Annotated in this window: 17 protein-coding genes and 1 pseudogene; 7 read left to right on the top strand and 11 right to left on the bottom strand. The window is 38.1% G+C overall.

Features of this window, described 5'->3' with window-relative positions; translation table 11 throughout:
• Nucleotides 1–37 precede the first annotated feature (37 nt).
• The 3 genes from NWP25_RS06775 to NWP25_RS06785 all read right to left on the bottom strand — a co-directional run bounded on the left by NWP25_RS06775 (nt 38) and on the right by NWP25_RS06785 (nt 3,662).
• On the bottom strand, nt 38–229 hold the full coding sequence (locus NWP25_RS06775) for a zinc ribbon domain-containing protein (RefSeq protein WP_280649436.1): 192 nt from the start codon (nt 227–229) through the stop codon (nt 38–40).
• A 111-nt stretch (nt 230–340) separates the two neighbouring features.
• Complete coding sequence (locus tag NWP25_RS06780; protein WP_280649395.1) at nt 341–2,386, bottom strand: DUF262 domain-containing protein; 2,046 nt, start codon at nt 2,384–2,386, stop codon at nt 341–343.
• Nucleotides 2,387–3,254: 868 nt separating this feature from the next.
• Nucleotides 3,255–3,662 (bottom strand): Fur family transcriptional regulator, encoded by a 408-nt coding sequence (locus NWP25_RS06785; RefSeq protein ID WP_280649396.1) that lies wholly within the window; start codon nt 3,660–3,662, stop codon nt 3,255–3,257.
• Between the two features lie 145 nt (nt 3,663–3,807).
• On the opposite strand from NWP25_RS06785, the gene purS reads away from it, so the two are divergent.
• From purS to NWP25_RS06805, 4 genes are all read left to right on the top strand, one after another.
• On the top strand, nt 3,808–4,086 hold the full coding sequence (gene purS / locus NWP25_RS06790) for a phosphoribosylformylglycinamidine synthase subunit PurS (RefSeq protein WP_280649437.1): 279 nt from the start codon (nt 3,808–3,810) through the stop codon (nt 4,084–4,086).
• Between the two features lie 91 nt (nt 4,087–4,177).
• Nucleotides 4,178–4,852 carry a phosphoribosylformylglycinamidine synthase subunit PurQ gene (gene purQ, locus NWP25_RS06795; protein WP_280649438.1) on the top strand — a complete coding sequence of 225 codons (675 nt, stop codon included), beginning with the start codon at nt 4,178–4,180 and terminating at the stop codon, nt 4,850–4,852.
• Nucleotides 4,853–5,062: 210 nt separating this feature from the next.
• Complete coding sequence (locus NWP25_RS06800; protein WP_280699052.1) at nt 5,063–8,086, top strand: hypothetical protein; 3,024 nt, start codon at nt 5,063–5,065, stop codon at nt 8,084–8,086.
• Nucleotides 8,087–8,165: 79 nt separating this feature from the next.
• Entirely contained in the window at nt 8,166–11,786 is a 3,621-nt protein-coding gene (locus NWP25_RS06805; protein WP_280649398.1) for a helicase-related protein, read from the top strand.
• Nucleotides 11,787–11,844: 58 nt separating this feature from the next.
• Here the strand turns inward: NWP25_RS06805 and trpE are convergent, their stop codons facing one another.
• From trpE to NWP25_RS06820, 3 genes are all read right to left on the bottom strand, one after another.
• Nucleotides 11,845–13,359 (bottom strand): anthranilate synthase component I, encoded by a 1,515-nt coding sequence (gene trpE / locus NWP25_RS06810; protein ID WP_280699054.1) that lies wholly within the window; start codon nt 13,357–13,359, stop codon nt 11,845–11,847.
• A gap of 149 nt (nt 13,360–13,508) precedes the next feature.
• Complete coding sequence (locus NWP25_RS06815; RefSeq protein ID WP_280649400.1) at nt 13,509–13,928, bottom strand: photosystem I reaction center subunit II PsaD; 420 nt, start codon at nt 13,926–13,928, stop codon at nt 13,509–13,511.
• A gap of 207 nt (nt 13,929–14,135) precedes the next feature.
• Nucleotides 14,136–16,148 (bottom strand): DICT sensory domain-containing protein, encoded by a 2,013-nt coding sequence (locus NWP25_RS06820; protein ID WP_280699055.1) that lies wholly within the window; start codon nt 16,146–16,148, stop codon nt 14,136–14,138.
• Nucleotides 16,149–17,119: 971 nt separating this feature from the next.
• Here NWP25_RS06820 and NWP25_RS06825 point away from each other — a divergent pair.
• Nucleotides 17,120–19,399, top strand: a complete 2,280-nt coding sequence (locus NWP25_RS06825; RefSeq protein ID WP_280649402.1) for an amylo-alpha-1,6-glucosidase — start codon at nt 17,120–17,122, stop codon at nt 19,397–19,399.
• Between the two features lie 268 nt (nt 19,400–19,667).
• Here NWP25_RS06825 and NWP25_RS06830 read toward each other — a convergent pair whose 3' ends face one another.
• On the bottom strand, nt 19,668–19,988 hold the full coding sequence (locus NWP25_RS06830) for a DUF2973 domain-containing protein (RefSeq protein WP_280699057.1): 321 nt from the start codon (nt 19,986–19,988) through the stop codon (nt 19,668–19,670).
• A gap of 276 nt (nt 19,989–20,264) precedes the next feature.
• Entirely contained in the window at nt 20,265–20,582 is a 318-nt protein-coding gene (locus tag NWP25_RS06835; protein WP_280649404.1) for a DUF2605 domain-containing protein, read from the bottom strand.
• Between the two features lie 541 nt (nt 20,583–21,123).
• On the opposite strand from NWP25_RS06835, the gene thrS reads away from it, so the two are divergent.
• Together thrS and tnpA are read left to right on the top strand one after the other, a co-directional pair.
• Nucleotides 21,124–22,968, top strand: a complete 1,845-nt coding sequence (gene thrS / locus NWP25_RS06840; RefSeq protein WP_280699059.1) for a threonine--tRNA ligase — start codon at nt 21,124–21,126, stop codon at nt 22,966–22,968.
• Between the two features lie 10 nt (nt 22,969–22,978).
• Nucleotides 22,979–23,370, top strand: a pseudogene (tnpA, locus tag NWP25_RS18660) (IS200/IS605 family transposase).
• On the opposite strand, the gene NWP25_RS06845 reads toward tnpA, so the two are convergent.
• The 3 genes from NWP25_RS06845 to hrmK all read right to left on the bottom strand — a co-directional run bounded on the left by NWP25_RS06845 (nt 23,291) and on the right by hrmK (nt 26,453).
• The gene (locus NWP25_RS06845) at nt 23,291–23,503 is read right to left on the bottom strand and encodes a hypothetical protein (RefSeq protein WP_280649406.1); all 213 of its coding nucleotides are present in this window, start codon (nt 23,501–23,503) and stop codon (nt 23,291–23,293) included. The pseudogene tnpA and the gene NWP25_RS06845 sit on opposite strands and share 80 nt — an antisense overlap.
• Before the next feature lie 212 nt (nt 23,504–23,715).
• A complete protein-coding gene (larE, locus tag NWP25_RS06850) occupies nt 23,716–24,537 on the bottom strand; it encodes an ATP-dependent sacrificial sulfur transferase LarE (protein WP_280656940.1) in 822 nt (273 codons plus the stop codon).
• A gap of 71 nt (nt 24,538–24,608) precedes the next feature.
• Nucleotides 24,609–26,453, bottom strand: coding sequence for a hybrid histidine kinase/response regulator HrmK (hrmK, locus tag NWP25_RS06855; RefSeq protein WP_280649408.1), 1,845 nt, complete (start codon nt 26,451–26,453; stop codon nt 24,609–24,611).
• Between the last annotated feature and the right edge of the window lie 19 nt (nt 26,454–26,472).

Genomic DNA, 26,472 nt, shown 5'->3' on the forward strand with positions numbered 1-26,472 from the left:
ATCACCTGGCGGAAATTTAAGTATGCTTTTTTCCCAACTATTGTATTGTAGTGTCGGCAGTATTTAGTCTACAGGCTAACACGGTCAATGTGACTGCTTCTTGTTTCAGGTTTATGGCAATATTTAAGTCTCTGTCACACTCAAAGCCGCAGTAATCACATTTAAACACTCTTTGAGGCAATGACAGAGATAATTTTTTGTCTTTGCAAGTTAAGTAAGACTTGGAGATTGTTTTAAAAGTGGAAAGGGGTGTAAAAAAGCTCCCTCAGTGTAGGCTGTGAACAGAAAGGAGAAGATTCAATCTAGGTTGACCTAGGGGGTTTGCAGGGTTATCTTCAGGCTAAGGCTGATATTTTATGATTAGCTCTTCTTCGCAGTCGAAAGCAATCAAAGCTTGTTTGATTCGTTCAAATTTATTAAGGCTATCCATATTACCTTCAATAAAATAAGTGTCACTGATTTTTACAGGTTGTCTTACTCCAGCATCTGTGTGAGTTAAATTAATTTTCTGATATAAATCTGTTGTAAAAAATATCTCTGGATTCCGTTCAAAAAGCTGTTTAAATACTTCTGCATAAAGTTTTGATACTTGGGTTACTTCAATTTTTTGGTCGAATAAAATAGCATATTCGAGTTTTTTAAATGTGGGATCTTCGGCTTCAAAAATATTTATCTCTCCTTTATCAATTTCTTCTTCAATTGAAATTTTTGGATATTCCCAAATTTTCAATACTCTTTCTGATATCTGGTTAAAACGTGTTTCAATTTCCTTTATACCCCATTTATCAATAGTTGACAAATATTTGTTTAACCACAGTCTACTATTTGAATATCCACCTGGTAAGTCTCTTTTTTCTAAAAAAGGTTTGTTTCCAAGTTTGTTATTATTACCCGATAAAGTAAGATTTGCAATGGTATTTAGATAATTTTCCTTGATAGCTAGGAATTCCTCATCTTCTAATGTTTTTTTCCATGAATGGTCAGGGTTTTGTGGAAATATATGTTCAATTGTAATGTCACGATTTTTGTCAATTAATACCTGTTCTTTATTTTCAAAGTTTTCTATTCTTTCGAGCAAGTAAATTCTATTTTTAGGTTTTATATTATAAATATCTTTTACTTTTAATGCCTCTATCAATTCTTTATCTTTGGGAAACCTTTGAGTACCTGACCTTTGTATTAATGATTTCTGAATTGAAAATAAGTATTTTGAAGTGTCTATTTTTTCATAGAGGTTCATAAATATTTTGCTCAACGCATTAGTTTGTAAACCAACTATAGACCTGCGCCAAACAAAAGACTGAATTAAGTTTAATATTTGTAAAAATATTTTTTTATCAATAATTGATTTGATAAAATCATCATAGATTCTCATTAGAAAAGGAAAAGCAACATTTATTTCCAATCGATTAATATATTCTATCTGTAAACGAATATCACGATCTGTTTCTTTTTGGGGATTAATTAGTTTGTTGTAATGGTAAGCTAATGTCTTTAATCCTGTTAGATTTTTTTCTAAATTATTTAAGTCGGTATGAGGATACTTGGTTTTAAATTCCAAGTAAACTTGGCTTTTATTTGGAATTTTCTTGTTTTCCAGTGTTAAATAATCTCTGATGTAATCCGATACTCTACTATTGTTAGATTCATCTTTTGCTAATGTTTCGATAACTTCCCAATAGTTTTGATAGATTTTTTTTTGCTCTTTACGGTTCAATCCCATCAAAATGTAATTTCGGATTAAATCAGCCTGTGAAAGATCCAAACCATTGGAGTTGAGACTTTCAAAAATTCGTTGTGGATCATCTTTGTCTCTATCTAATGAGATTTCAACAAACATTAGTTTTGAAAGACCTTCCAAAACAGTTTGATAATTTTCCTTGTTTATTTTTTGTTTAAAAAAATTAAAATTATCTATTATTTTTGAATAATATGCAAAATATTCACTACGCTCACCCTTTAGTAGATGCTTCAATGCATCATGATTATCGTCTGTTGACCTTAGTTTTAGTTTTTCTTGTTCCTGAGCAAATTTATTTATTAAATAAGTTTCACTGATTTCATTAACTAGACTTTCATCTCCTAATTGTTTGGCAAGTTCTACAATAACTAAATAAATAATTGTCAATGTTGTTAGACGTTGCTGTCCGTCAATAATTGTCAATTCCCTGGTTTTTGAAGATGTGTAAATATCATCATGAATATATACAACACTTCCAATAAAGTGAGCCTTAATTTGTTTTTTTGCTCCAACTTCGAGAATGTCGTGTAAGAGTTGTTTACACTGACTAGCTCCCCAATCATAGTTCCGTTGATAAATAGGAATTATAAACTGAGTTTTGGATAATGATAAAAAATCTTGTACTTTGGTTTCGCTTGCTTTCATAGATAAACTAGTCCAGAAATAAAATAAAATACAGCAAATAATATTCTTTTTGTAATCATAAACATATTTACGTGTATATATGTAGTTATTTTTTTATATTTAGAGTTTATTCAAATTTCTACAAATACAAATATCTTGGTTTTAAAATAAGTGTAAATTTGTAACGTATCTTAAAGTAGATATTAACAACAGTAAATTTTATTTGCTGATGCTATCAAAGCATTTAAGTTACCTAGTGAGCTTGAAGAAGCTATAGAAAATAACAATGTAGTTGACACGTCATTGATGAGGAATTTTGACTAGTTAAATTGTCAGCAGCCTGGGGTTAGCCATCAGCTCAAGTCAGATTCATCTGACTAAATATTAATTGTCAAGCTACCAATACAGTTAATAGCTATTCCCTAGACAACGCCAGCTAACCCAACCACTAGCGGAATTATTATTTGTGTTTTATTTGTGGTTGTAGAGATTGGGTTTGAGTATGATTGATGTTTTGAAATATCTAGCTTTGGATAGATGACTAAATTACTTAAATATTACCAGTGACTTTAAAGTATAAATAATTATGTTTGTGATTTGATTTAAGTTAAGAGGTTGTTTTAAAAGTGGGAAAAGGGGTAAAAAAGCTCTCTCAGTATTGACTGTCAATAGATAATAAACAGCACTGAGAGAGTGACATGAGTAAATCATACCCCAACAACTTGACTCACGCCGAATATGAGTTGGTTAGTGACTTAAAGGTATTTTACTGGTAATTCTGTGGACTGGCCAGTAGATGATGGGAAATTTGGCTTAAATATGATTGTTTGTTAGCTTTTGTGAGCAAAAAACTAACTAGCTACTAAAGCTACATTTTTGTCGCCAATGTCTAATGAACTCCCATGCTAGCAGCTTGATTGATTTGGCATTGACTACACAAACCAAAAAATTCCAGGGTGTGATAAAAAATTTTAAACTTATGACTGGATTCCAATTCATCTTCTAGATTATGGACTGGACACTGATTGACGGGAATCGACAAGCCGCACTGGAGGCATGTGAGGTGGTGTTTGTCTTGCTGTGCTAGGTTATAGAGGGCTTCCCCGTTAGCCAAAGTCCTGACCTGAACCATTCCTTCTAGTTTTAAGGCTTCTAGGGAGCGGTAAACCGTTGCTAAACCCATACTCTGATTCCGTTTACGTAATTCTACATAAATGTCTTGGGCAGAAATGCCTTGTTTAACGGTTTTTAGCAAGTTCAAAATCCGCTCTTGACTGCGGGTGTGTATGGCTCTCATAGACAATCATTTAAATTTGCCACTTTAGTAGAAGCTGTGGTACTCGCTAACTAGTTGATTAACTGTAACTGCTTCGTAATCTTATTTTTACTCAGTTGGGGCATAAAGTTATAGTATAGCGATCGCAGCATTGAGCAAAAAGCCTGTGCAAAGGAAGTATCTAGCTAAAATTTTCGTGACCCTTCGTCCTTCAGTCTTAGATCCTGCTGGTGTAGCTGTACAATCCGGTCTACAGCAACTGGGATATAACAACGTGGAACAGGTGCGGATTGGTAAGTACATTGAACTAATCATCACTTCCACCGAAGAGATTAAAGCGCGTCAAGACCTTGAACGTATTTGTGACCAAATGCTAGCAAATCCGGTAATTGAAAATTACCGCTTTGATTTGATAGAGGTGGAAACACAAACGGGAGTCTTTTAACATCGTGGATGGGGGAATAGGAACAGTATTAATTCCCCACTTCCTCCTCCCATTAACTAATGACTAATGACCAATAACTAATGACTAAATGATGAAATTTGGGGTTTTAGTTTTTCCGGGTTCCAATTGCGATGGCGATGTGGCTTATGTCACCAAAGAATTGCTAGGTCAACCAACTCGTATGGTTTGGCACCAAGAAACAGACATTGCTGATTTAGATGTAATTATTATACCTGGTGGTTTTAGCTACGGGGATTATTTACGCTGTGGTGCGATCGCTCAGTTTTCCCCTGTGATGCAGCAGGTAATTCGCCACGCCGAAAAAGGTAAATTTGTCCTGGGTATTTGCAACGGTTTTCAGGTATTAACCGAGGCCGGACTTTTACCAGGGGCATTAACCAAAAATCAGGATTTACGTTTCATATGCGATCGCGTGCCTTTGCAAGTCGAGCGTACCGATACCAATTGGACACAAGCCTATAAAACTGGTGAAATAATCACATTGCCCATTGCTCACGGTGAAGGCAGATTTTACGCTGATGGAGCCACTTTATCAGCCATAGAAGATCAAGGGCAAGTACTTTTCCGCTATACAGGAGAAAATCCCAACGGTTCTCTTAATAACATCGCCGGTATTTGCAATCCTCAAGGCAACGTTTTAGGCATGATGCCCCACCCAGAAAGGGCCTCAGATGCCTCTCTAGGTTGTAGTGACGGGTTGAGATTATTTCAAGGCTTGTTAGATCAAATCGCCGCCTACGCCTAATTATTTCATTTAACAACTGAAATTTGCTCAAAGTCCGCCTAAGTGGACTTTTTTTTATGAAAGTATATTTTAAATCTACCTATGTTCTCCCCGTGGCTGTGGTTCCTTACCAAGAGGAAAAAAATAACCAACCATATATCAAACATACAGTTACTGAATACAAGGTTATAATCTTAGCATAATTATATTTAATACAGAAAAATTCTCACAATGAATAGAATAATACCGAATCCAGATTTAGCCAATGTCGATTATACTGATTTATTGAATAAAATTTTACAGGTTTTACAAGAGCAACAGATATTTGAAATCCATCACAATAACCAATGGCTACTGATTAACAGTAATCAAATAGCGACTCAAATTACTCAATTACAAGTAAATAATCCTTTAGGAAACGCTACAGCAGTAGATACAGCTACCCTCAATTTAAGTGCTGGTTCAGAAGAAAGATTTTGCCAACAAATTAGGCAAATTACCAATGCTATTCAGACGCAATTAAAAGCAGCTATTCTTAAAAAGACAGGTATAGATAGATTTATATTTATTAAACAGCTAATTAGTGATTTAAAAAAATTTCGCGTCATATCCCATAAATTTGATTTGACGTATAACTTTCCTCCAGCTGAAAATCTTGAGAAACAGCGCTTAACCTTTAAAAAGGACTGCGAGCAAAACAGACAATTACTTAAAGCTCATAAAATCAAAATCTCAGTTAACAAACCACGTGATTTTCACAGAGAATTAGTAAAGGGTATTAATAACTTTATAGATAGGCAATTTGGGGATACAAGTTATGAAGATAAGGAAGAAATAGCATATATTCTACATCAACAGGAAGAGGACATCAACTCTGATATCTATCGATTACAAAATTTAGTTAATAAAGAAACATTAGGTAAATTGAAAAGACTAGCAAAAATTAATTACTTAGAATTTCTTTTTGAAAATATTACTGAAAACGCTAGTAGTGAACATTTATGGGGAAAAATATATTTAGCTGACTTAATCAGGAGATTGAAATTATTAGATGATTACATTAACAATCCCAACAAAGCGGATGGGGAATATTTAGTCAACTATCAGGGGATAGAAGTTAATTATCAAAATGTTTTTTCTCACAGCGAAGCATTTGATATGCTGCCTATTATACCTGTTATTGAGGGTTACTTAGGAGAGACAGAAGATCAAAATTGCGAAAAAGTAGAATTTGTTTTTGGTATAAAACTGAAATTTGATGGTAGAGTACAAGCCGATGGAGGTAGAACTGTTTTTGATTATAATCTCAATATTTTAAATCCAGATAGTCGAGAGCATAAAGAAGGGATAAAAGATGAATCGAAAAAATTAAAATTTGTTTACAAAGTTTTAAAAATAGCATTTTTATATTACTTTTTATTTGCATCTCGTGAAAATCCTGAAGAACCAAATTATCATCCTCAGAATGAATTACACTATAACCCCATTGCCAAATTTGAACAAGACATACTACCAATATTACAGCATGGTACTGATGAAGAGAAGAAAAATATTTTTGGACGTTGTATAAAAGGTTTTGATAAATTTAAAGTTCAAAAGAAAATTAACATTCTCAAGGAAGTTTTAAAAAAGCTCATTAAGCGGAAAACTCCATTTCCTACTAGAGAATACCCCCTACATATTTCTGTAAAAAATAGTATTTTAGAACAGGATATTGACACTATTAATAGTAGAAGTACATTATTTAAGCCTGGGTTACAAGATAATCATAAAGATTGTTTAAAATACATCAATTTAGGAGAAGCAAGCACTGACACAAACGTTATTGTCAGTCTCCAAGCGCAAATGACTATCAGCGAAATTCATTTTTTAGAGACTGATGATCGAGAAAAATGCGATATGAAATATGATATAGAACAAGATATTAGTGTTTTACCTGTAGTCTTTTTGCCGATTAACAATCGACAATGTGACAAATTTTATCAAAAAAACTTTTCAGAGCGTAAATTAGTCATATTTCCATATTGCTCAGAAACTGAGAAACTAGAATCTCATCAAGAATTTATTTACAAAATCACCTACAGCTTACTAGCTTATATTTGCTTGTATGTCTTACTAGAAAAACAATCAAAGTTATTTATTCCCGTTTTAAGGTTACATTTAAAAGAGAAAACCGATGATGAACCGATAGAAAAATTTATAGCTTCCTTAACGGGTGTACTATCCCATTTATTAAATGAAAAACATCGCAGCAACTCCCAAGGAATATATATTAGTGACCTTGATGCTAAGGGTAAATATAAAAAGCCTAACACTTTAAGTTCTTTGTATTCTGTATTACCCAAAAAATTTACCCTAAAAGATCCAGATAAATTTCAATTTAGCGAACTAGATAAACTTGCCATAATTGTAGTTTCCAGTCGAGTGAGTGATAGTAAATGGGGAACACAAACCAAAAAATCTAACTTGATGGGAGAAATTATTGATTTTCAAATCCAAGATCAAACACCGCAAACAGTGAAATTGAGATTGTTAAAAACATTCTCAGAAAACTATGATGATCATCAAAAGATGTTTGAATATCCGAGTGTTATAGTTGACAATGTAGATAAACTGTATAAAAAAGGTTATAAACACTTTATTTATATAGCGAAAGTTCCTTACAGCAGCACATTACATATTACTCAAACTGAAAATGACGGACTATATTTTATGTCTGGAAGTGTGATTAAGGCTTTGAAAACAGAACGAGAGCACATTAAAATCTACCCCATGTTTTTTGATAAATACTATGCCGTAAAAGTAGGTGAAGAAATAAAATCAACATCATTATATATTCAAGATACCATGGAGCTGACAGAATTAGCAGAAGATAGCAATAAACAATCGGTTATATTTTTCAACTTATTTAATGGTATGGTGGTTGCTAAAGACACAAATTATAATGGGGTCATGTCTTACGCCACATTGCTGAATATTTATAAAGGTATTCTTGATGATGATGATATTAGAAGAGGACTAATTTCCAACCAAAGCAACTTAAAAAGTGAAATACTGCAATGCTTAACCTTATTTCATTTTTACCGATACGAAAAGTACAATGTATTACAACTGAAATTAGACCCTTATGAAAATCTCATTGGAGACGAATCTATAGGTAAACTGGCGTTATTTAACCATACTAGAGGAAAGGCTAAATTTAACTCCCTAGCATTCTTAACTTATATTAGAGACATACTCGAAACCCCAGAATAAAGTTAGTAGAGATAATACTTATAACTTTTTTACTTGGTTCTTGGGGTACTTGGTGGTTAATTAAAAAAAATATATCAATATGACAGTAAAAATAGCAGATGATCTAGGAAGACTATATGAAGTAGGATTTAATGTTGGTATTTTATCCTACATTCAGCAAAACCAAATCAAACAAAGATTTGGTAATTTATATCGTCACGAACTGGAAAATCTGAAATTTTCTAAAATTTGCAAAAGAATAGTTGATAAAATTGTCAGTACATTAGAAAAACAGATAGCTGAAACTTGGTGTCAATTTTTCCTTCAAAAAGGTTTTCTATCAGGATTAAACTTCTTTCATGAATATCTTATATCTGTGGGATGCGATCAACCGGAAAAGTTTCCCAGGGTAGAAATTTTATATTATCAATGCTGCTTTCATGGTGATAACAGCATAGGAACTTATGAAACTAATCAGACGCAATGGTTTAAAGATCTTCTTTCTCAGTTTGAACAATTAGAAAATTTTGATTACTATATTACGAAGTATAAGACAAAAGGTGATTTTCTCAACGCCGATACGTTAATTTTGCTCAAATATCAGCGAAAATACAAAATTGTGTGTGTTGATTTGTCCGTATTTTCTATTCACAGCGATGAAGATATCAAAAATATTGATTCTGTGGAAATGATTCGCCGCTTATTAATGCGGGATGTCAACTATATCCGTTCTAAAAGTGTTTTCTCTAACTTGAGTATTGATACTAACTCTTTGGGTTTAGATTTTTCCCCAGATTTGCAAGATTATTTTACAGCTTTTAAGGCTAAAGATAAAGAAAGCACCAAATTAATTCAAGCTGCTGGTTATATTTATAGCTTTTATCAATTTATTCAAGAAATTGGGGTAATATCAAACATATCACCAATGGTATTCAATGCGATTGGTTATAGCGATCGCTCATTCAATACTATATCTATTCAACCAGATAAACTCGATATTTTTCGGACTTGTTATCAAATTTATAAACGCCATAATAGCAACGAAGCAATTACAGATGTACGTTATCGAGTTCTCAATCAAATTAAACGTAACGCTGGAAGAAGTTTTGACAACGGACAGGAGTTTATCAACTCTCTTGTAGAAATTACTCCTAACAGAATCAACACCATACCACCGCACGTCGAGAAAATCAGCAACTTTTCTAGCTCCGTTGCTAAAGTTCCCCCAGAGTTAATTTCTGAGTTAGGTTTAACAGGAAATGAGAGCTTTCGCGACGCACATAGTCAACTCATTCAAAAGTCTCTTCTTTCCGACAACACCTATATATTCCTGACCGGTAACCCAGGTATTGGTAAAACCACAGCTATTGTCAACTTTCTGAAAGGACATCTAGATGAAGGGTTTCTCTTTTTTTATATCAGTCCTCGAAAACAGGTAAATCTCGACATTATAGAAAAATTTAAAGATAAACAAACTGGTAAATTAGTAGATGACAGAATTTTTGCTATCAATACCAATAGTAACCTAATTCATGATAATTTTGGCATATGTTCGGTTGAATATACTTCCAACCAACGTCAGGATGATTTTGTGAAAGCAGCAGTTCAGTTTCTCCATAGTGGAAACTCAGAAAGAAAAGCTAGACGCAACAATCGGCTCGAACATATTACTGATAATACTATTCAAGACGCAGGACAAAAATACAAAGGTGTTTTAAATAGTATCTGCGAAGGTATATATACTATCATTTCTGAGAATTTATCCCACCATATTATTGCTACTACGTCTACTCAGTCATTGAAAAAAACCGATACTGGTGATACTTTACAACACCTGGAAAAAATATTCCGTAACGCATACAACGCTAGAGAAAACAAAGTTTTCCCGGACAAAATGCAAAATATCTCTCGTCGTATCAAACATTTATTGATCATGATAGACGAAATCACAGGTGATGAGGGAGGGGTAGAGTTTCTCGCTGGTATTCATAAAATTATCAAGCAATATGAATTAACCAAACCTGAAAACGGTTTTAATACCAAGGTAATTATTGCAGATGCTTCCATTGTGGATGAGAATGTAATTCGTCAACATCTAGAAGAGACCACCTCGGAGCCGAATAAAATCTACTTCCGTCACGCTGGAGATCATATTCAACCCTTATCAGTTGCAAATTTAGAGTTTAAAAATTTCCCTGCTACTGTCATTAACGCTAATTCCTACCCAGCCAAAAGTTTAACTATTAGCTACCAAATTTTTATCGAATCTTGTAAGTTTAACGAGGAAGAGCGATTAAATGAGCAATCTAATCTAGAAAAAACTGTTGTCAAAGCAATTTTAGCAGATATTTACCATCTGTTAGAAAATTCACAGGTAGCACAGTTCATAGTATACATCCAAAATAAACGGTTGCTGTCCCAAATAATTGATAAAATCCAGGATAAGTTAGGGAAAGATAAGTTCCAGAAAAATGAACAATACCTGGAAATACACGCGAATATCTCGGAATGGGAAAAACAAGAAATTAAAAAGTACCAAGAAAATGTCAAGGTAGTTTTTATGACTGCTTCGGGAAGTCGTGGTTTATCCTTCCCCAAAGTAAAGCATATTTTAGTGGAGATACCCAAGTTTGAAATTGAGAAAAACCTCATGGAAATCATTCAGGTGATTTACCGAGGTAGAGGAAATGATGATATAGATAAACAGGATAAATACTTATACTTTTACTTAGCGGAACGTGCTATTTATTATGCAGATAACCCCCAGCTATCTGTACAAGAAAGTGTGCTCAGTTTATTAAACCTGTTGTTAATTCTGAAAGGGTCGATGATGACAAGAATTTATGGCTATGGTAAAATTGGTAGGAGGAAGTATGTTTTGATTCCTCTGGGTGGAAAATCAGTTTTAGCCGCTGGGGAAACATTTTCTAGTCAAATTTTAAGTTTGATTTACAAACTCAAAAAAGAATACCAAATAAACCCCAGTCATGAGGTATTGGCAAAAGTCTACACCAACTTAGAGAAACTCATGGGAGATGGGGATTTTGTAGTTCAACAAAGCGCAAAACAAAGTTATTTAATGTTGCAGAAATCTTTTAATAACAAATTTTTGCAAGTAGCTAACACCTTGGATAAATTACTTGATTTTGATGTTATGGAATTCGGTTACATTAGCGGTGGTTTGCTATTAGTACCCAGTGCAAATATAGAAGAATCGTATCAAATAAAATTATTGGATATTGAAAAATACGCCAAGGGGGAATTATGGGAAAATATGCAAACAATTAGTAAAAATCTCAAGTATCCTGAAAATTTAAGATTTGCGATTAAAGATGCAATTGAATTGGTTGATAAGTTAAAAAACGCACCGGATAAAACACAAAATTTCAGGCAAAAAAGCCAACATAATGATCAATATTATGCGTTACCTTTATTTGCATTTATCAGTGGAAAAGTGATGGCTGAATATTTTGCTAACGAACCATCAGAACCAGAAGACAATTGTTTCCGGGATATTCTCGCTAAATACATTAGACTATTATACCCAGTAAATAGCATTTTACCAATAGGAAATAACTATAAAGAATTTCCCTTCGTTGTCTTTAGAAGTTATGCATTACAAGAAATCAGACAAAAACTATTTACAGACAAATATCTTTTAAATTCCCGCGAATTAAACGTATTAAATTTGATCCTTTCTCAAAAAACAGATAATAACTAACTAGTTCTGACTAGTTCTGACTAGTTCTGGGTCTCTAGGCCTCTGGGTGAGAAAAAACTCAGCGTAAACAACGAATAGCGACCAACAAACCCCTGGCCTTATTCAAAGTTTCTTCGTATTCCTTCTCTGGATCAGAATCAGCCACCACCCCTGCACCTGCTTGAACAGTTACAACATTATTATGTAATACCATAGTGCGAATCGCGATGGCAGTATTCAACTGTCCTTCAAAATCGTAATAACCATACACTCCCGAATAAACACCCCGGCGAGTCGGTTCCAGCTCGTGGATAATTTCCATAGCCCGAATTTTAGGGGCACCACTCACAGTTCCCGCAGGAAAGCAAGCCTTGAGTAAATCCCAGGCGGTTTTATTGGGTGCTAACTCACCTACCACGTTACTGACAATGTGCATGACATGGGAATAAAGTTCAATTACCATTAACTCATCAACTTTGACGCTACCACTTTGACAAACACGCCCCAAATCATTACGCCCTAAATCAACTAGCATGACGTGTTCCGCAGTTTCTTTGGGGTCTTGCAATAAATCTTCTGCTAAGGCTGCATCTTCTTTAGTTGTTTTACCCCGTGGACGTGTCCCGGCGATGGGGCGGACTGTGGCTATAATCTCACCATCGCCATTGCGTTCTGCTTTGACCATGACTTCAGGACTAGAACCGATAATTTGCCAATCCTGAAAGTTAAAGAAAGCCATGTAAGGCGAAGGATTAATTTGACGCAGAGAACGATAAAGAGCAAAAGCATCCCCTGTGTATTGTGTTGATAAACCCTGGGAAATTACTACTTGGAAAATATCGCCAGCTTTAATATATTCTTTGGCTTTTTCTACACTCGCACAAAATTCTTGGCGGGTGAAGTTGCTGGTATATCCCTCTATTCCCCCAACATTGTTGGTTCCTGGGTGAGCCCATTTTAAAGTAGTTTTTTGCGGCGACAGAGGTAAAGATAACTTATGGAGCATCTGAGTTACTTGCTCACACGCTTGTTCATAGGCTTGTTGCCAAGCTACTTGCGGGTCACGTAAATCAGCATAGGCGATGGCCCAAATTTTCCGCTTTACCTGGTCAAAAATCAACAGGTGATCTACTTGCATCCATAAACCATCAGGGATATTACGCTCATCTTGCGGATGAATTGGCACACGTGGTTCTACCCAGCGAATTAATTCATAGCCCCAAAATCCAAACAAACCCCCAATAGCCGGGGGTAGTTGAGGTAAGGTGACCGGCTGATAAGGTTTTAGACATTGAGCTAAAGCTGTCAATGGGTCGCCTGGAAAGACAACTTGTGAACCGTCGCGATGGGTCTGGGTGGTAGTGTCACCTTTTGCTGACAAAATCCAAAGTGGATTACAACCCAGTAAACTGTAGCGTCCTATTTTTTCCCCGCCTTCCACTGATTCCAGCAAAAAACTATAAGGCTGACCAGCACAAACTTTATACCAAGCAGAAACGGGGGTATCTAGGTCTGCTACCCATTCTTGATACACCGGGACAAAATTACCTTGTAAAGCTAGCTGAGAAAAATCAGAAAAATCGGGGAATATCATAACTGGATGTAGGGATGAGGAATCGGGGTTGAGGAAGCGGGGATTGGTGATTAGGGAGGGGTATTGGGTCTGAGGTATTCAGAAAACTCTTTCCCAGTCCCCAATTCCCAGTCTCCAGTTTCTAATTCCCAGTCCCCAATACCTAGCCCCTAGACATCGTGGGTAGCTTTACCAGTGAACTTGAGTTTTGCGGGACTGGGATTTTCCCCGATGCTGCGCGGTACATGACGCACTTTCTCGCGTCCTTGGTTAACTTTTTCTGGAAAGACACCATCAGCTGGGTGAATGAGAGTGGTTTCTCCAGTTGGTAAAATCCGGTAAATTTTGTAGTCTGTGATTTTGAATTTCCGGAGTTGAGCACCCAAGGCGATGCCATATTCTTTACGAGCTATGTATAGCAGATTTTCGCCTTTACGCATAGTAGCAGCGCCACCTGTAGGCATTTCAAAAACTTGCTCTTTAGCGCTAGTCCAAGTAATAGCGTACTTTTCTTCTTCTTGTGCTTTTGTGAGTAAGCCACCAGTGCTACCACCAAACAGGGGAGTTTGCCCAGAAAGTTTTTCTGCCATAAAAAAAATTAGTCTCTCAACGGTTTTTAGGGAATCGTAACACCGCTCAAGGGATCATGTTGCCATCGCGTTATAGACTGTAACAGTTTTTAGTCAAAGTTTCTTTTTTCCTAACTAAGGGACTGGTTAAGGAGCTATTTCTACATAAACCTCAAAAATTAAGAATTACCAATTATCTTGGGGAGAAGCTCTCCTCTGAAAGAGACATTAGGAACTGCTATTGACAGCCGTCCGTTTTTCCTGTTGATTAACCTGGGCGATGGGAACAGTGAAATGAAATTCACTACCTTGGTCTTTACCATTTGATTCTGCCCAAATTTCTCCACTCCAGCCATTGACAATTTGGCGGCTAATTGCTAGTCCTAAACCTGTACCGCCAGTGGTACGTCGCAACGCTCCTTCTTCTTGATAGAAACGGTCAAAAACTATTTCCAGTCGATTGGGTTCGATACCGCGTCCAGTGTCAGCCACCGTCACCTCCACCATCTCATTGTTGTTTTGGGTGGCTGTAATCGTAATTTTTCCTTGAGGTGGCGTAAATTTACAAGCGTTGTCGATCAGTTTTGCTATTACCTCCACCAGCCAATCACCATCAGCTCTGACCAAAGGTAAATTTTGGTTAATCTGAGTTTTGATTTGGGGAAGTCGTTCTGTGGAAGAACGAGTGCGAAGTCGGCTGAGGGCTAAATCCACACATTCTTGTAAAGTGAGGGATTCTGGATGCCATTCTACTCGGCCGCTTTCGAGGTTGGACAGGGTGAGGAAATCTTGCACCAATTTCCGCATTCGTTCTGAGTCGGAAAGAGCAGTATTCAGCATTACCTGCTGCAACTCTAAAGGCATATCCGGTTCACTAGCCAGACTTTCTAAACACACCTGAATTGTCGATAAAGGGGTGCGGAGTTCGTGTCCGGTAATCGCTATTAAGTTACTGCGGGTGCGGTCTAGGGCTTCTAGTTGCTGGTTCAGGTCTTCTAAGTTGGCGTAAGCTTCTGCTTGAATTAAAGCTGCACCCATTTGGGTAGCAATGGCTTTTACCAAATCTAGTTCTCCTGGTTGCCACTCGTGCGGTGGTAGGTTGCAATAGTGCAATTCTACAATTCCTAACAACCGTCCTTGAAATAATACTGGTTCAAGTAACCAAGAACGAATAGCAAATTTTTTGGCAATGGTGGTAAGTTTACTGGAATTGGTCACACGAAGGTCACTTTGGGTATCAGCTACACAAACCCCCTCGCCCTTTTGTACTACTTCTTGAAATAAATGATTTTCATCTAACTGCCAACTTTGCCCACAAATGGGTAAAACACCAGGAATCAAAAACTCATGTTCAATGTGCGCCTGTGCATCTGTAGCTTGAGCGCGGTAAATTAAACAGCGACTAGCCCCTAGATGTTGCCCTAGTTCTTCTGCACCAATTTGTAGTACTTCATTGGGGTCAAGCGATCGGCGAATTGCTGTACTAATGGAGTTGATCAAACGCTCTTTTCGTGCTTGGGCAGTAATGGAACGATAGGCTTTGTGCAATTTGTACTGACTGGCTTGGAGATAAGTTACTAAGCGCTGTACAAAGGGGTCAGTGTCGATATCACAAGCAAATTCAGTAGTTTTTTCTGCCGGGGAAAAACTTCTGGCTTGCCCAATACCAAACCTCTGGCGTGCTTTGTTTATTTTGTCTAGCAGGTCTGGTCTGTAAACCAAAATTCTCTTTAATAGCAAATCAGCTGCTTTGAGACTAACTCCCCTTTCTGATGTCCAGATACCTTCAAACCTGCGAGCTGTGTCCATATCCAGGCTAGGAGTGAATTCTCGTAGCTCCTGATTTTTAGCAATGGAACAGGATTGCTCCCGACATACCAGAGAAGTAGCATAGTTATCAGCAATTACCACTAAATGCCATTCTTGACTTAAGGCATCTTCTGGCTCAAAGGCTATTTTTTCATAAGATTTTGAACTGTTGGTAAACTCCGTTTCTAGTGCGGATAAAACGTATATTTGATTACTACGTAAAGCCAAGCGTTGATAGCGATGAGCTTCTTGGCGATAGTATCGCTCTCGTTGGAAGCTAGCAATTACCAAGGGCTGCTCTAAAGTTGCAGCCAAAACCTGATCTTCCATCGCATGGGAAAGGGCTGTTAATGAAGCCTTGAAATATAGCTGGGGTCGCAGGTAGGTTATGGACTGTAGCAGATCACTCAGCACGGAAGACGAAATGCTCATGAATATCGTTAAGGAAAAGCCCAATCACAAAAAACATTCACTTCATAGCTGCATTGTACAAATCACAACGGACTCTCAAGTGCAGCAAACAGTTGGAATATGTAAAGAATCTTTAACAACACTGTTCACAAAGGTGGTGACGGCGTTAGAAAAATCTCCAGAATGAGACGCACACAAGTGGTAAATTAATTGGTCTTACCCTAGGCACATGGGAGTATATATTTATTTTTCACCTTTTTCAGCTTTTTTTTGGCAACTTTGCTGGCATTATCAATTTGGAAATTATAGGTTACTAGGCCCAATATACATTCAACAGACAATTTTGCTATCAGCAAATGCCCAATGGAGCCAATATGAGCTACTTTCAAGTCTTCTTGGTTTTTAATTTTGCAACTTTCGCACAAATATTTCAGTTTTATAGATTTTCGTTATTTAGTATCTACTGTTATATGTGGTTAATTGATTTTTGCCATATCTGACTTAAGTAATAACTGCTAGGAAGTTAAAAACATTTTGTTTGTTTTAACTGAGTAAACGGTAAATATGACTATAATTTTTAATATTTCTACATTCATTTGATATTGTATTAGTTTATTTAAATTCAAGGAATTTCTTTAGACAAAAATTTTAATAAAATCCAAAAATTGTCTACATAATTTGACAGCTTTGCTGGGCTTAAACCATGAATGCGTCAAAGACTAGGGGGAATTTTAGTATCTTGGCTAAGAATAATCTTTCCATGAGGACTGAGAAGGTTGAGGCGGAGATTAATTAGCTGAAAATCACCATTTTTGAGCCTTGACTTTAGATGTAGAAAATATACTCTTATAAGGATTTGTGCTAAATCTCTGTCTACTACTTTGCCAAAAAGATGTAAATCTCAATTGGGCTCCAAAATATCGGAATGACCTGGCAAAAATACTTTCTCTGTTGACATCATCGACGAATACCTTTAATTGGAACTTTGGCTAATGACACCGGATACACTGATGACCCCAGAAAAAATTTCTTTGCATGGCAAAACTTTTACTCCCGCAGAACAATTACCTGTACCAGAATGGCCTTCTGTTGTAAGTGAAAGAGCACAACCAACTCTGACGGTTAAAGATGATGATTTATTTTTGGTCACCGATACATTAGGAAACATTTCTGGCTGTTCCCTCACAGAGGGTAACCCAAATGTGGGATTATTTTGCGCTGATACACGATTTCTGAGTCGTCTGGAGTTGCAAATTGCTGGGCGATCGCCTATTCTTCTCAGCAGTACTGCTGAAAAAGGGTTTGCAGTTTCTGTTCTGTGTACTAACCCCAGTATTGAGGAAAACTTGAAGGCAGAAACCGTAGGTGTTCGCCGAGAAATAGTCCTCAATGGGGCGCTATTTGAAGAAATTGAAATATCTAATTACAGCACAACTCATATCAGCTTTGAATTAAGTATCAGCTTTGATGCAGATTTTGTTGATTTGTTTGAAGTTCGCGGTGCCCAAAGAGAACAACAGGGTAGAATTTTACGCTTGGTAGAATCCATAACTGAAGAAAAAGCAGCTTTTACTGGCTACAGTGTTGCGCCGACACATCCACCCAGAGAAGAATCTTTGACCTTGGCCTATCAAGGTTTGGATGGCTTATTAATGGAATCCCGTATCCAATTTCAGTATCGCCAACCAGACTATTTCCAAGGCTACACTGCTATCTGGCGGTTGGATTTAGCTTCTCACGAAACTCAAAAGCTGGGTTACAGAGTTAATATGTTGACGAACAATCAGCCCAGTTCTACAGTCAGTGCAGCTTTTACCTTAGTACAAGCCAAAGCTGCTGAGTTGATGGAAGAGCAACAATGGATAGAGCAAATTACACAGATTAGATCAGATAAAAGTATATTCAATCGTGTAATTGAGCGAGCTGAACAAGATCTGTATTTGTTACGCCAGTCCTTTGGTAAGTATAAGACTGTTTCCGCAGGTGTACCTTGGTTTTCGGCATTATTTGGCAGAGATTCCCTGATTACAGCTTCCCAAACCCTGATGTTAAATCCCCAAATTGCTAAAGAAACCCTGGTCATACTAGCGTCATATCAAGGTACAACAGAGGATGAATGGCGTGAAGAAGAACCAGGCAAAATCTTACATGAAATCCGATGTGGGGAAATGGCTCGTTGTCAAGAAATTCCTCATACACCTTACTATGGTACGGTTGATGCTACCCCGCTGTGGTTGATGTTGTATGCTGAATACTACTCTTGGACTCACGATCAAGAAACTATAGACAAACTTTGGCCAAATGCTCTAGCTGCGATGGAATGGATTGATGGCCATCTCCAACACAATAGGTATTTGACTTACTACCGTAAATCTAAACTTGGTCTACTTAACCAAGGATGGAAAGATTCTAATGACTGTATCGTAGACCATAAGGGTGAGTTAGCTAAAGGCCCCATTGCTTTGAGTGAGGTGCAAGCTTACGTTTACGCAGCCAAAATTCACCTAGCAAAAATCGCTAAAATCAAGGACCGGCTGGACTTAGCGGAACGCTGGCTGGATGAAGCAAGACAGCTTAAGGTTTATTTTAATCAAGACTTTTGGATTAAGGACCAAGATTTCTGCGCCTTGGCTTTGGATGGAGACGGTAACCAAGTGGACAGTATTACATCTAATCCTGGTCACTGTCTGAATTTAGGGATTTTCACACCTGAAAAAGCTCATAGTGTGGCGGAGCGATTCCGAGGACCAGACATGTTTAATGGTTGGGGTATTCGTACTCTCAGCAGTTTATCCCCAGCTTACAATCCTATGGGTTATCACATTGGTTCAGTTTGGCCTCATGATAACTCTCTCATTGCTATGGGATTGCGATCGCTCGGTTTGATTGATCAAGCTTTGGAAGTGTTCCAGGGTTTGTTTGATATGACTAGCCAGCAACCATATCAACGTCCTCCAGAACTTTTCTGCGGTTACGAACGTAATGGTGACCATTCTCCCGTACGCTATCCAGTGGCTTGTACACCACAAGCTTGGGCTACTGGTAGTATTTTTCAACTGCTGCAAATGGTAGTTAATTTGGTACCTGATGCTCAAAATAACTGCTTGCGAATTATCGATCCGACTTTACCAGAATCAATTAATCGTCTCTCATTACATAATTTGCGAGTTGGCCCTACTATTCTGGATTTGGAGTTTGAGCGCTCTGGTAATACTACAGCTTGTCGTGTTGTCAAAAAGCGGGGTAATCTCCGGGTATTTATTGAAGCTTAATTAGTGCTTGACTTCTCCCCTACCTTTAGGCGGAAGGATTCTAAACTGTCCCTTTGTAAAGCACAAAGCACGGAACTATGTTGCGGCTTTTCAGGGGCTTTCAACCTTCCGCTTGATTTCTTGTAAGTGCTTTAGTAGCGACAATGTTTAGGACTATAGTCCTTACTACAAATATTCAAACTGCAATTGATCTGTGTTTTTGATAGTTACAGGGGTTTAGCATTGCTCAACCCCAACGCTACAAATCCTCACTGATGACAGTGAAAAATTAACCCTCTTCTTGACGGTCGATTTTCTGTCCTGGAGAAGATTCATACAGAGCATCTAACTGTTGACGAGCATCTTCAACGTTGACCGAACGCATTACTAACAAAGGTTCTTTAATGAGATTACCCGCGTTATCTAATAATTCTGGATGGGGGATAAATTGTTTTCTGGGGGAACGATAACCTTGATGATCGGTTGATGAATTTTTAGGCGCATAGACCTGCTCTCGATCAACACTAAACATAATCAAGTTGCGGATTAAGTTAGCAACGGCGATGATAGCAAGAATTGTAAAAGCGAAAATGTAAAGCAAGTGTAACATTGGGTTTTCCTCCAAAAACAGCAAATTTTAAAACTTTATTCAGTAACGTTTTTTTTCGCCTACATTGTTTTATCCGGCGAAGATGAATGCCTAACGCACCCTTGGCGCGCCATATTTTTATGGAAAATTTTGTTAATCGTTATTCACATTAAAGTAGCATGGGATACATTACTTGTTAATAAAAATAATATTAAGGATTTTGTATCTTCAATGCGACTTGTATATTGTGCTGTTGTTATCCCAATCAACCTACTGAAATCCACCAGCAGATCACCCTCACGCTTCTCGTGCTTGACGCAAACGCATTGATATGTCCCAGCATTCTGTAACTAATTGGTGCCAAGGCATTAAAGTCGTCATTTCCACCCCGACTTGTCTATCCGTGGCGTTAAACAGCATCTTTGCTGCGTTTAGCTCCTCTTGCGCTTGCTTGACTCGCAAAAGTAAATCAGATTGCTCTTCGTGACTCATGAATGTGAGTTGCCCGGTTTCTAACAATTCACGCGATCGCGCAAACCAATAATTAAAATCCTCCAGCAGAGGTTCTAACACCGTTTTTAGCATCTCAGCCCCCGGTAAATTCGAGTCTCGCATAGATAAAAAGTATATTTCTAACTTCCTTATTAATCTTAACGTTTTTTACAAAAATTAACATTTTTTCTGCTCTCTCCTCAGATGGAATGTGAAAAAATCTGCAATAATTGTGATGGGGTAATAGGGCAACTAAAAAAAATAGAAAAGAACTGTACTAACTACACAGGTAAAGCGTCTTTGCTACCTTCTGAGGGTAGTTCCCGTGAGGTGGAGGTGGTTAAGGGCGAATGGTGTCCTGTTGGTTTGTGGTTTCTCAGCCCTGACTGGCTAAAATTTATAAGATATATTTAAAGTCGAACTGGCAGTAATTAAGGTCAGCAATCTCGCTATATTTGGAGCAGCACTGGTCAGTGCTGAATTCCTGACTAAAAAATAGTAGTACCAAGTAAAGGACATAGCACAACGCTCTAAAATCAATGGAAGGTTTATAAAATGAGCTCTTTGACTGTTGGCTTCTGCCTTGTTGCATTGGTCGCCAGTCCTTGGGTAGACTTTTCAGAGCTTCAACTACTAAAATTATTTTTTTGCAATCACTTCGCTAATGGTTCAGCAGCCGATGTCGCCAAAATCATCTCTCAGTCAATCAGAACAACCTGAAAAAATTTATTTACCCCGTACCAGCGAATCAGAGAAATTAAAGAAGATTCGCCACACAGCTTCCCATGTAATGGCAATGGCGGTACAAAAGCTGTTTCCTAAAGCGCAAGTTACCATCGGTCCATGGATTGAGAACGGTTTTTACTACGACTTCGACAGTCCAGAACCATTTAGCGAAAATGATTTGAAAGCCATCAAAAAAGAAATGGTCAAAATTATTAGTCGCAAATTGCCTGTAATTCGCGAAGAAGTCAGTCGGGAAGAAGCCCAAAAAAGAATTTCAGAAGTTCAGGAACCCTATAAACTAGAAATCCTAGCAGATATCAAAGAAGAACCCATCACAATTTACCATCTGGGAGATGAATGGTGGGATTTGTGCGCTGGGCCTCACGTGGAAAACACTAGTGAATTAAACGCCAAAGCTATTGAATTAGAAAGTGTCGCCGGTGCTTATTGGCGTGGAGATGAAACCAAGGCGCAATTACAACGCATCTATGCTACTGCGTGGGAAAGCTCAGAACAACTGGCTGAGTATAAGCGCCGCAAAGAAGAAGCCCTACGAAGAGACCACCGTAAACTGGGTAAGGAACTGGGATTATTTATATTTTCTGAGCAAGTGGGGCCGGGTTTACCTCTGTGGACTCCCAAAGGTACTTTGTTGCGGAATGTGTTAGAAGATTTCCTTAAGAAGGAACAGCTAAAACGCAGTTATTTGCCTGTGGTTACACCACATATTGCCAGAGTCGATTTATTTAAGACCTCTGGACACTGGCAAAAATATAAGGAAGATATGTTTCCTCTGATGTCCGATGACGACAAAGCCGCAGCATTAGAGCAAGGTTTTGTCCTTAAACCTATGAACTGTCCTTTTCACATCCAAATATACAAGAGTGAATTACGTTCTTACCGGGAACTACCTATTAGATTGGCAGAATTTGGCACTGTTTACCGCTATGAACAATCAGGAGAATTAGGCGGTTTAACGCGGGTGCGGGGTTTTACAGTGGATGATTCCCACCTGTTTGTTACTCCAGAACAGCTAGACAGTGAATTCCTGAATGTGGTGGACTTGATTTTGTCGGTGTTTAAGAGTCTACAGTTAAAGAATTTTAAAGCTAGACTGAGCTTCCGTGACCCAGCCAGTGATAAGTATATCGGTTCTAATGAAGTTTGGGATCAAGCCGAAGGGGCAATTCGCCGCGCAGTGGAAAAGTTGGGAATGGAATACTTTGAGGGGATTGGGGAAGCTGCGTTTTATGGACCTAAACTAGATTTTATCTTTAGTGATGCTTTGGAACGTGAATGGCAGTTAGGAACTGTTCAGGTAGATTACAACTTACCGGAACGTTTTGATTTGCAGTATGTGGCTGAAGATGGTTCCCGCAAACGCCCGGTGATGATTCACCGCGCGCCTTTTGGTTCTCTAGAACGGCTGATTGGGATTTTGATTGAACAGTATGCTGGGGATTTTCCTCTATGGTTAGCACCTGTACAAGCCAAATTGTTACCTGTAGGCGAAGCACAGCTAGATTTTGCTAAACAGGTAGCAGCCAAAATGGTTGCTGCGGGTATTCGTGCAGAAGTCGATAGCAGTGGCGAGCGCTTGGGTAAACTTATCCGCAATGCGGAAAAAGAAAAAATACCAGTAATGGCCGTGGTGGGAGCCCAAGAATTTGAATCCAACAGCTTAAGTATCCGGACTCGTGCGGCTGGAGAGTTGGGGGCGATACCTGTGGATGAAGTGGTGGATAAAATGAAGAATGCGATCGCTAACTTTGAGAACTTCTAACAATTAGAAGATCATTGCTACTAACTACAGAAGAAAATTTTTTACTAATGAAAGTCTTGAAATAATCCACAAATCATTTCTACAAGTGGCTAAAAGACGGATTTTCAAGTCCTTGATATCAACCCAGCACCAGACCACATCCACCCATTAATTGACTTTCCACCCAAACTTTCAATATCTCAAATTGTTAATGTATTAAAGGGTGCATTCAGTCGTAGATATGGTCAAGCTGGATATCCAAAACCCTATGGAAAACAAGCCCTATGGATTCCTAGTTACTTTGTAATTTCCGTTGAAACTGCGCCACTTAAATTCCTCTGGCTCAAATTTCCCCATTCACCTGCATTTGATGAACTTGATCGGCTAACTCTTGACGACTTTGATCATCTAACTTGTCAATAGCTAACATCCCCATAAGAATAACCTCTTTTAGAGTTAAACGTGTCGAATGTGCCTGTTTTTGCACAATCTCCTTAATTATTGGACTGACACCAATTGCTGTACTAGCTCTAGCCACAGAATAAGAAAGAAACATTAATTACTTGGCCTAAATCTTAGCACTTCCCATCAGGTTATTCTATAAATTCAACAAAAAACTCTTGTCAAGAGTTTTTTATATTGGGTAAGCATTGTCGAGAGTTTGCATCATCACCTGGGGATTATCCGCAGCTTGCAGCAAGGCTGCGTTTTCATTTCTATCATGGCGAGTTTGGCAATTTGCACAAACCCAATTACCAACACAGACATTTAGTGAACCATTGGTGAGTGCTGAAGAACTTGATTTAACTTGCCACTACGATAACCTTCTAAATCCAGGGTAACGTAGATAAATCCCAAACCCTGAAATGCAGAGACTACTGACTGTAAATCGGTGTTTAAGACAAAATCTCTGATATCTGCTGGTAACAATTCAATCCGGGCTGTATCGCCTTCAGAACGCACGCGCAAATTCTGCCAACCCAGCTTTCGTAAATAAATTTCTGCTCTACCCACCCTTTGCAACTTAGCTATGGTAATCTCTTCACCATAAGGAAAACGAGAACTCAGACAAGGTTGAGCGGGTTTATCCCACCAAGGTAAACCGAGTTGTTTTGAAAGTTGACGGACTTCAGCTTTAGTCACACCCACTTCTGCTAATGGCGATCGCGCCCCTCTTTCCTGAGCCGCTTGAATTCCTGGGCGGTAATCGTGTAAATCATCAGCATTCACCCCATCCACCACGTAAGGATAACCTAGCTGCAAAGCTAAGGGTTTGAGAGTGTCATGCAACTCACTTTTGCAAAAATAACAACGGTTGACAGGATTAGAACTGTAATTGGGATTGTCCATTTCGTGAGTTTGGACAATTTTATGGGCAATTCCCATGGTTGCTGCTTGGATTTTCGCATCTTCTAATTCTTCAGGCAACAGCGAAGGTGAAACGGCTGTTACCGCCAAAGCGCTATCCCCCAACACATCATAAGCAATCTTGGCAACCAAAGTGCTATCAATACCTCCAGAGTAAGCAATTAAAGCCTGCTCCATTTCGCGAAATAAAACTTTTAATTGTTCAAGTTTTTCTGTCAACATGATTCCCCAATCCGGGTATACCTCATAGCACCTAGCCAATTCTATCTTAGATAAAAAATGAATGTTCTTGACTAATGCCCCGTTTTGGTAACCCTACTCGACACTTTACAATACTTAGCTACCAGATTACCTAAAACAGGCAAATCAATAGGTTTAGAGATATATTCATCGACTCCAGCAGCTAAACAAGTTTCGCGATCGCCTTTCATTGCCATTGCTGTTTGCACAATTACTGGAATCATTTGATAATTGGGTCTTTCCCGTAGCTGCTGTACCAGTTTTAAACCATTTCCATCTGGCAGGAGAATATCCATTAAAATCACTATTGGATTTAACTGTGTAAGTGCTGACCACATTTCCCCAGCACTTTTGACCCAAGTTACCTGATATCCCAATGTACCTAGATAAATTCTGATCAGCTCGCCATTGGGTAAATCATTTTCCACCAACAAAATATTCAGAGAAGAACTAGGGACAATTAGTGTAGATTCTCCTTCCTCCTGTTGATGTTTGTCTTGGTCAGAAGCCACTATCTTCTCCAAATCTAATTCATATTTCTCTAGTTCTCCCACAGGTTTCACAGGAAGGATGATGGTAAAACGCGAACCATGATCAACTTCCGATTCCACTTCCAGCCAACCACCATGAATTTCCACCAATTTCCGAGTTACGGTTAACCCCAAACCACTACCTTCACTGCGATGAACTACAGAATTAGCAACTTGAAAATAAGGTTGAAATAGTTGCTCTTGGTTTTCTGGGGAAATGCCAACACCAGTATCCCAAACAATAAAATGTACAAATCCATCTTTGGGCAAAACTTCTAAACCAACAGTACCTGTTTTGGTAAACTTGAGGGCATTGAACAGCAAATTCAACAGCATTTGCTTCAGTCGCAAAGGGTCAGCAACCATAGTTGTGACATCAGGGTGTAATTTCAGATCTAGTTTCAAACCCTTATTCGCTGCTTTCTCTTTGACTAGTGCCAAAACATTACGACACATTTCTCGGACATTAATATTTTCCCATTCCACCTCTAGCTGATTAGCTTCAATTTTGGAGAGGTCTAAAATATCATTAATCAGCGTTAGTAAGTGCTTACCACTGGATTGAATGATTCTTAAATACTCTTGGTGATTTTCTTTGGTGGGTTTGTAGCCTTGGGCTAAGAGTAGTTGACTAAAACCGATGATAGAACTTAACGGTGTACGAATTTCGTGACTGGTATTAGCCAAAAACTGGTTTTTAAGTTGATTGGTGCGCTCCAGTTTTTCATTACAACTACCTAACTGTTGCGACTGTTGCTGCAAAGATTGTATTTTTTGCATTTGTGCCAGTGCAGTCACACACTGCTTAATGGCTCGTTCCAGCAATTGCGATCTCAGTTGAGATTGGTATGGTGTGAGTGATTTTTGATCATACTTTGGCAGCGTTTTAGAAATGATTAGCCAACCAATCACAGCCCCAGCATCGTCAGTTAAGCACCGCACATGATTTGGTTCTTCGCTCTCCAGCCGCTCTAAATCTTCCACTGCTATGATTGCTTGGAGTTGCCATTGCAATTTTTTGTCTTCCTGCTTTAGAAATATAAACTGTGGAGATGGCGAGGAAGAGTAAGAAATATAACAAATTTGAGCAATTTCTGCCTTGGGTTGAAACAGGGCGATGGCCACTGTCATACCATTAAAGGCTATGCTCAGCTCGTTCACCGCAGTTTGGAAGATTTCTGCTGCTGTGGTTCTGCACTGTAATACACTACCATAACCCACAAGTAGGCAATCATTAAGGCGACTTTGCAACTGGTTCAAGCTGCGCTCCAGCCACAACTCGGCACTAAGTTGCTGTATTGTTGTCAAAAGTGTTGACGTTTCATCTACAGATGAGTTTTGTTCTGGTAAGCTTGAATATTGCTGCATGGTCGGCTAGACCGCTGAA

The organism is Umezakia ovalisporum Ak1311 (assembly GCF_029891685.1).
GTDB classification, from domain to species: Bacteria; Cyanobacteriota; Cyanobacteriia; order Cyanobacteriales; family Nostocaceae; genus Umezakia; species Umezakia ovalisporum.

What these genes read in the sequence shown, in the direction of transcription:
- NWP25_RS06780 (WP_280649395.1), bottom strand. Translation starts at nt 2,386, where the DNA reads ATGAAAGCAAGCGAAACCAAAGTACAAGATTTTTTATCATTATCCAAA.
- NWP25_RS06785 (WP_280649396.1), bottom strand. Translation starts at nt 3,662, where the DNA reads ATGAGAGCCATACACACCCGCAGTCAAGAGCGGATTTTGAACTTGCTA.
- purQ (WP_280649438.1), top strand. Translation starts at nt 4,178, where the DNA reads ATGAAATTTGGGGTTTTAGTTTTTCCGGGTTCCAATTGCGATGGCGAT.
- NWP25_RS06800 (WP_280699052.1), top strand. Translation starts at nt 5,063, where the DNA reads ATGAATAGAATAATACCGAATCCAGATTTAGCCAATGTCGATTATACT.
- NWP25_RS06805 (WP_280649398.1), top strand. Translation starts at nt 8,166, where the DNA reads ATGACAGTAAAAATAGCAGATGATCTAGGAAGACTATATGAAGTAGGA.
- trpE (WP_280699054.1), bottom strand. Translation starts at nt 13,359, where the DNA reads ATGATATTCCCCGATTTTTCTGATTTTTCTCAGCTAGCTTTACAAGGT.
- NWP25_RS06815 (WP_280649400.1), bottom strand. Translation starts at nt 13,928, where the DNA reads ATGGCAGAAAAACTTTCTGGGCAAACTCCCCTGTTTGGTGGTAGCACT.
- NWP25_RS06820 (WP_280699055.1), bottom strand. Translation starts at nt 16,148, where the DNA reads ATGAGCATTTCGTCTTCCGTGCTGAGTGATCTGCTACAGTCCATAACC.
- NWP25_RS06825 (WP_280649402.1), top strand. Translation starts at nt 17,120, where the DNA reads ATGACACCGGATACACTGATGACCCCAGAAAAAATTTCTTTGCATGGC.
- NWP25_RS06830 (WP_280699057.1), bottom strand. Translation starts at nt 19,988, where the DNA reads ATGTTACACTTGCTTTACATTTTCGCTTTTACAATTCTTGCTATCATC.
- NWP25_RS06835 (WP_280649404.1), bottom strand. Translation starts at nt 20,582, where the DNA reads ATGCGAGACTCGAATTTACCGGGGGCTGAGATGCTAAAAACGGTGTTA.
- thrS (WP_280699059.1), top strand. Translation starts at nt 21,124, where the DNA reads ATGGTTCAGCAGCCGATGTCGCCAAAATCATCTCTCAGTCAATCAGAA.
- NWP25_RS06845 (WP_280649406.1), bottom strand. Translation starts at nt 23,503, where the DNA reads ATGTTTCTTTCTTATTCTGTGGCTAGAGCTAGTACAGCAATTGGTGTC.
- larE (WP_280656940.1), bottom strand. Translation starts at nt 24,537, where the DNA reads ATGTTGACAGAAAAACTTGAACAATTAAAAGTTTTATTTCGCGAAATG.
- hrmK (WP_280649408.1), bottom strand. Translation starts at nt 26,453, where the DNA reads ATGCAGCAATATTCAAGCTTACCAGAACAAAACTCATCTGTAGATGAA.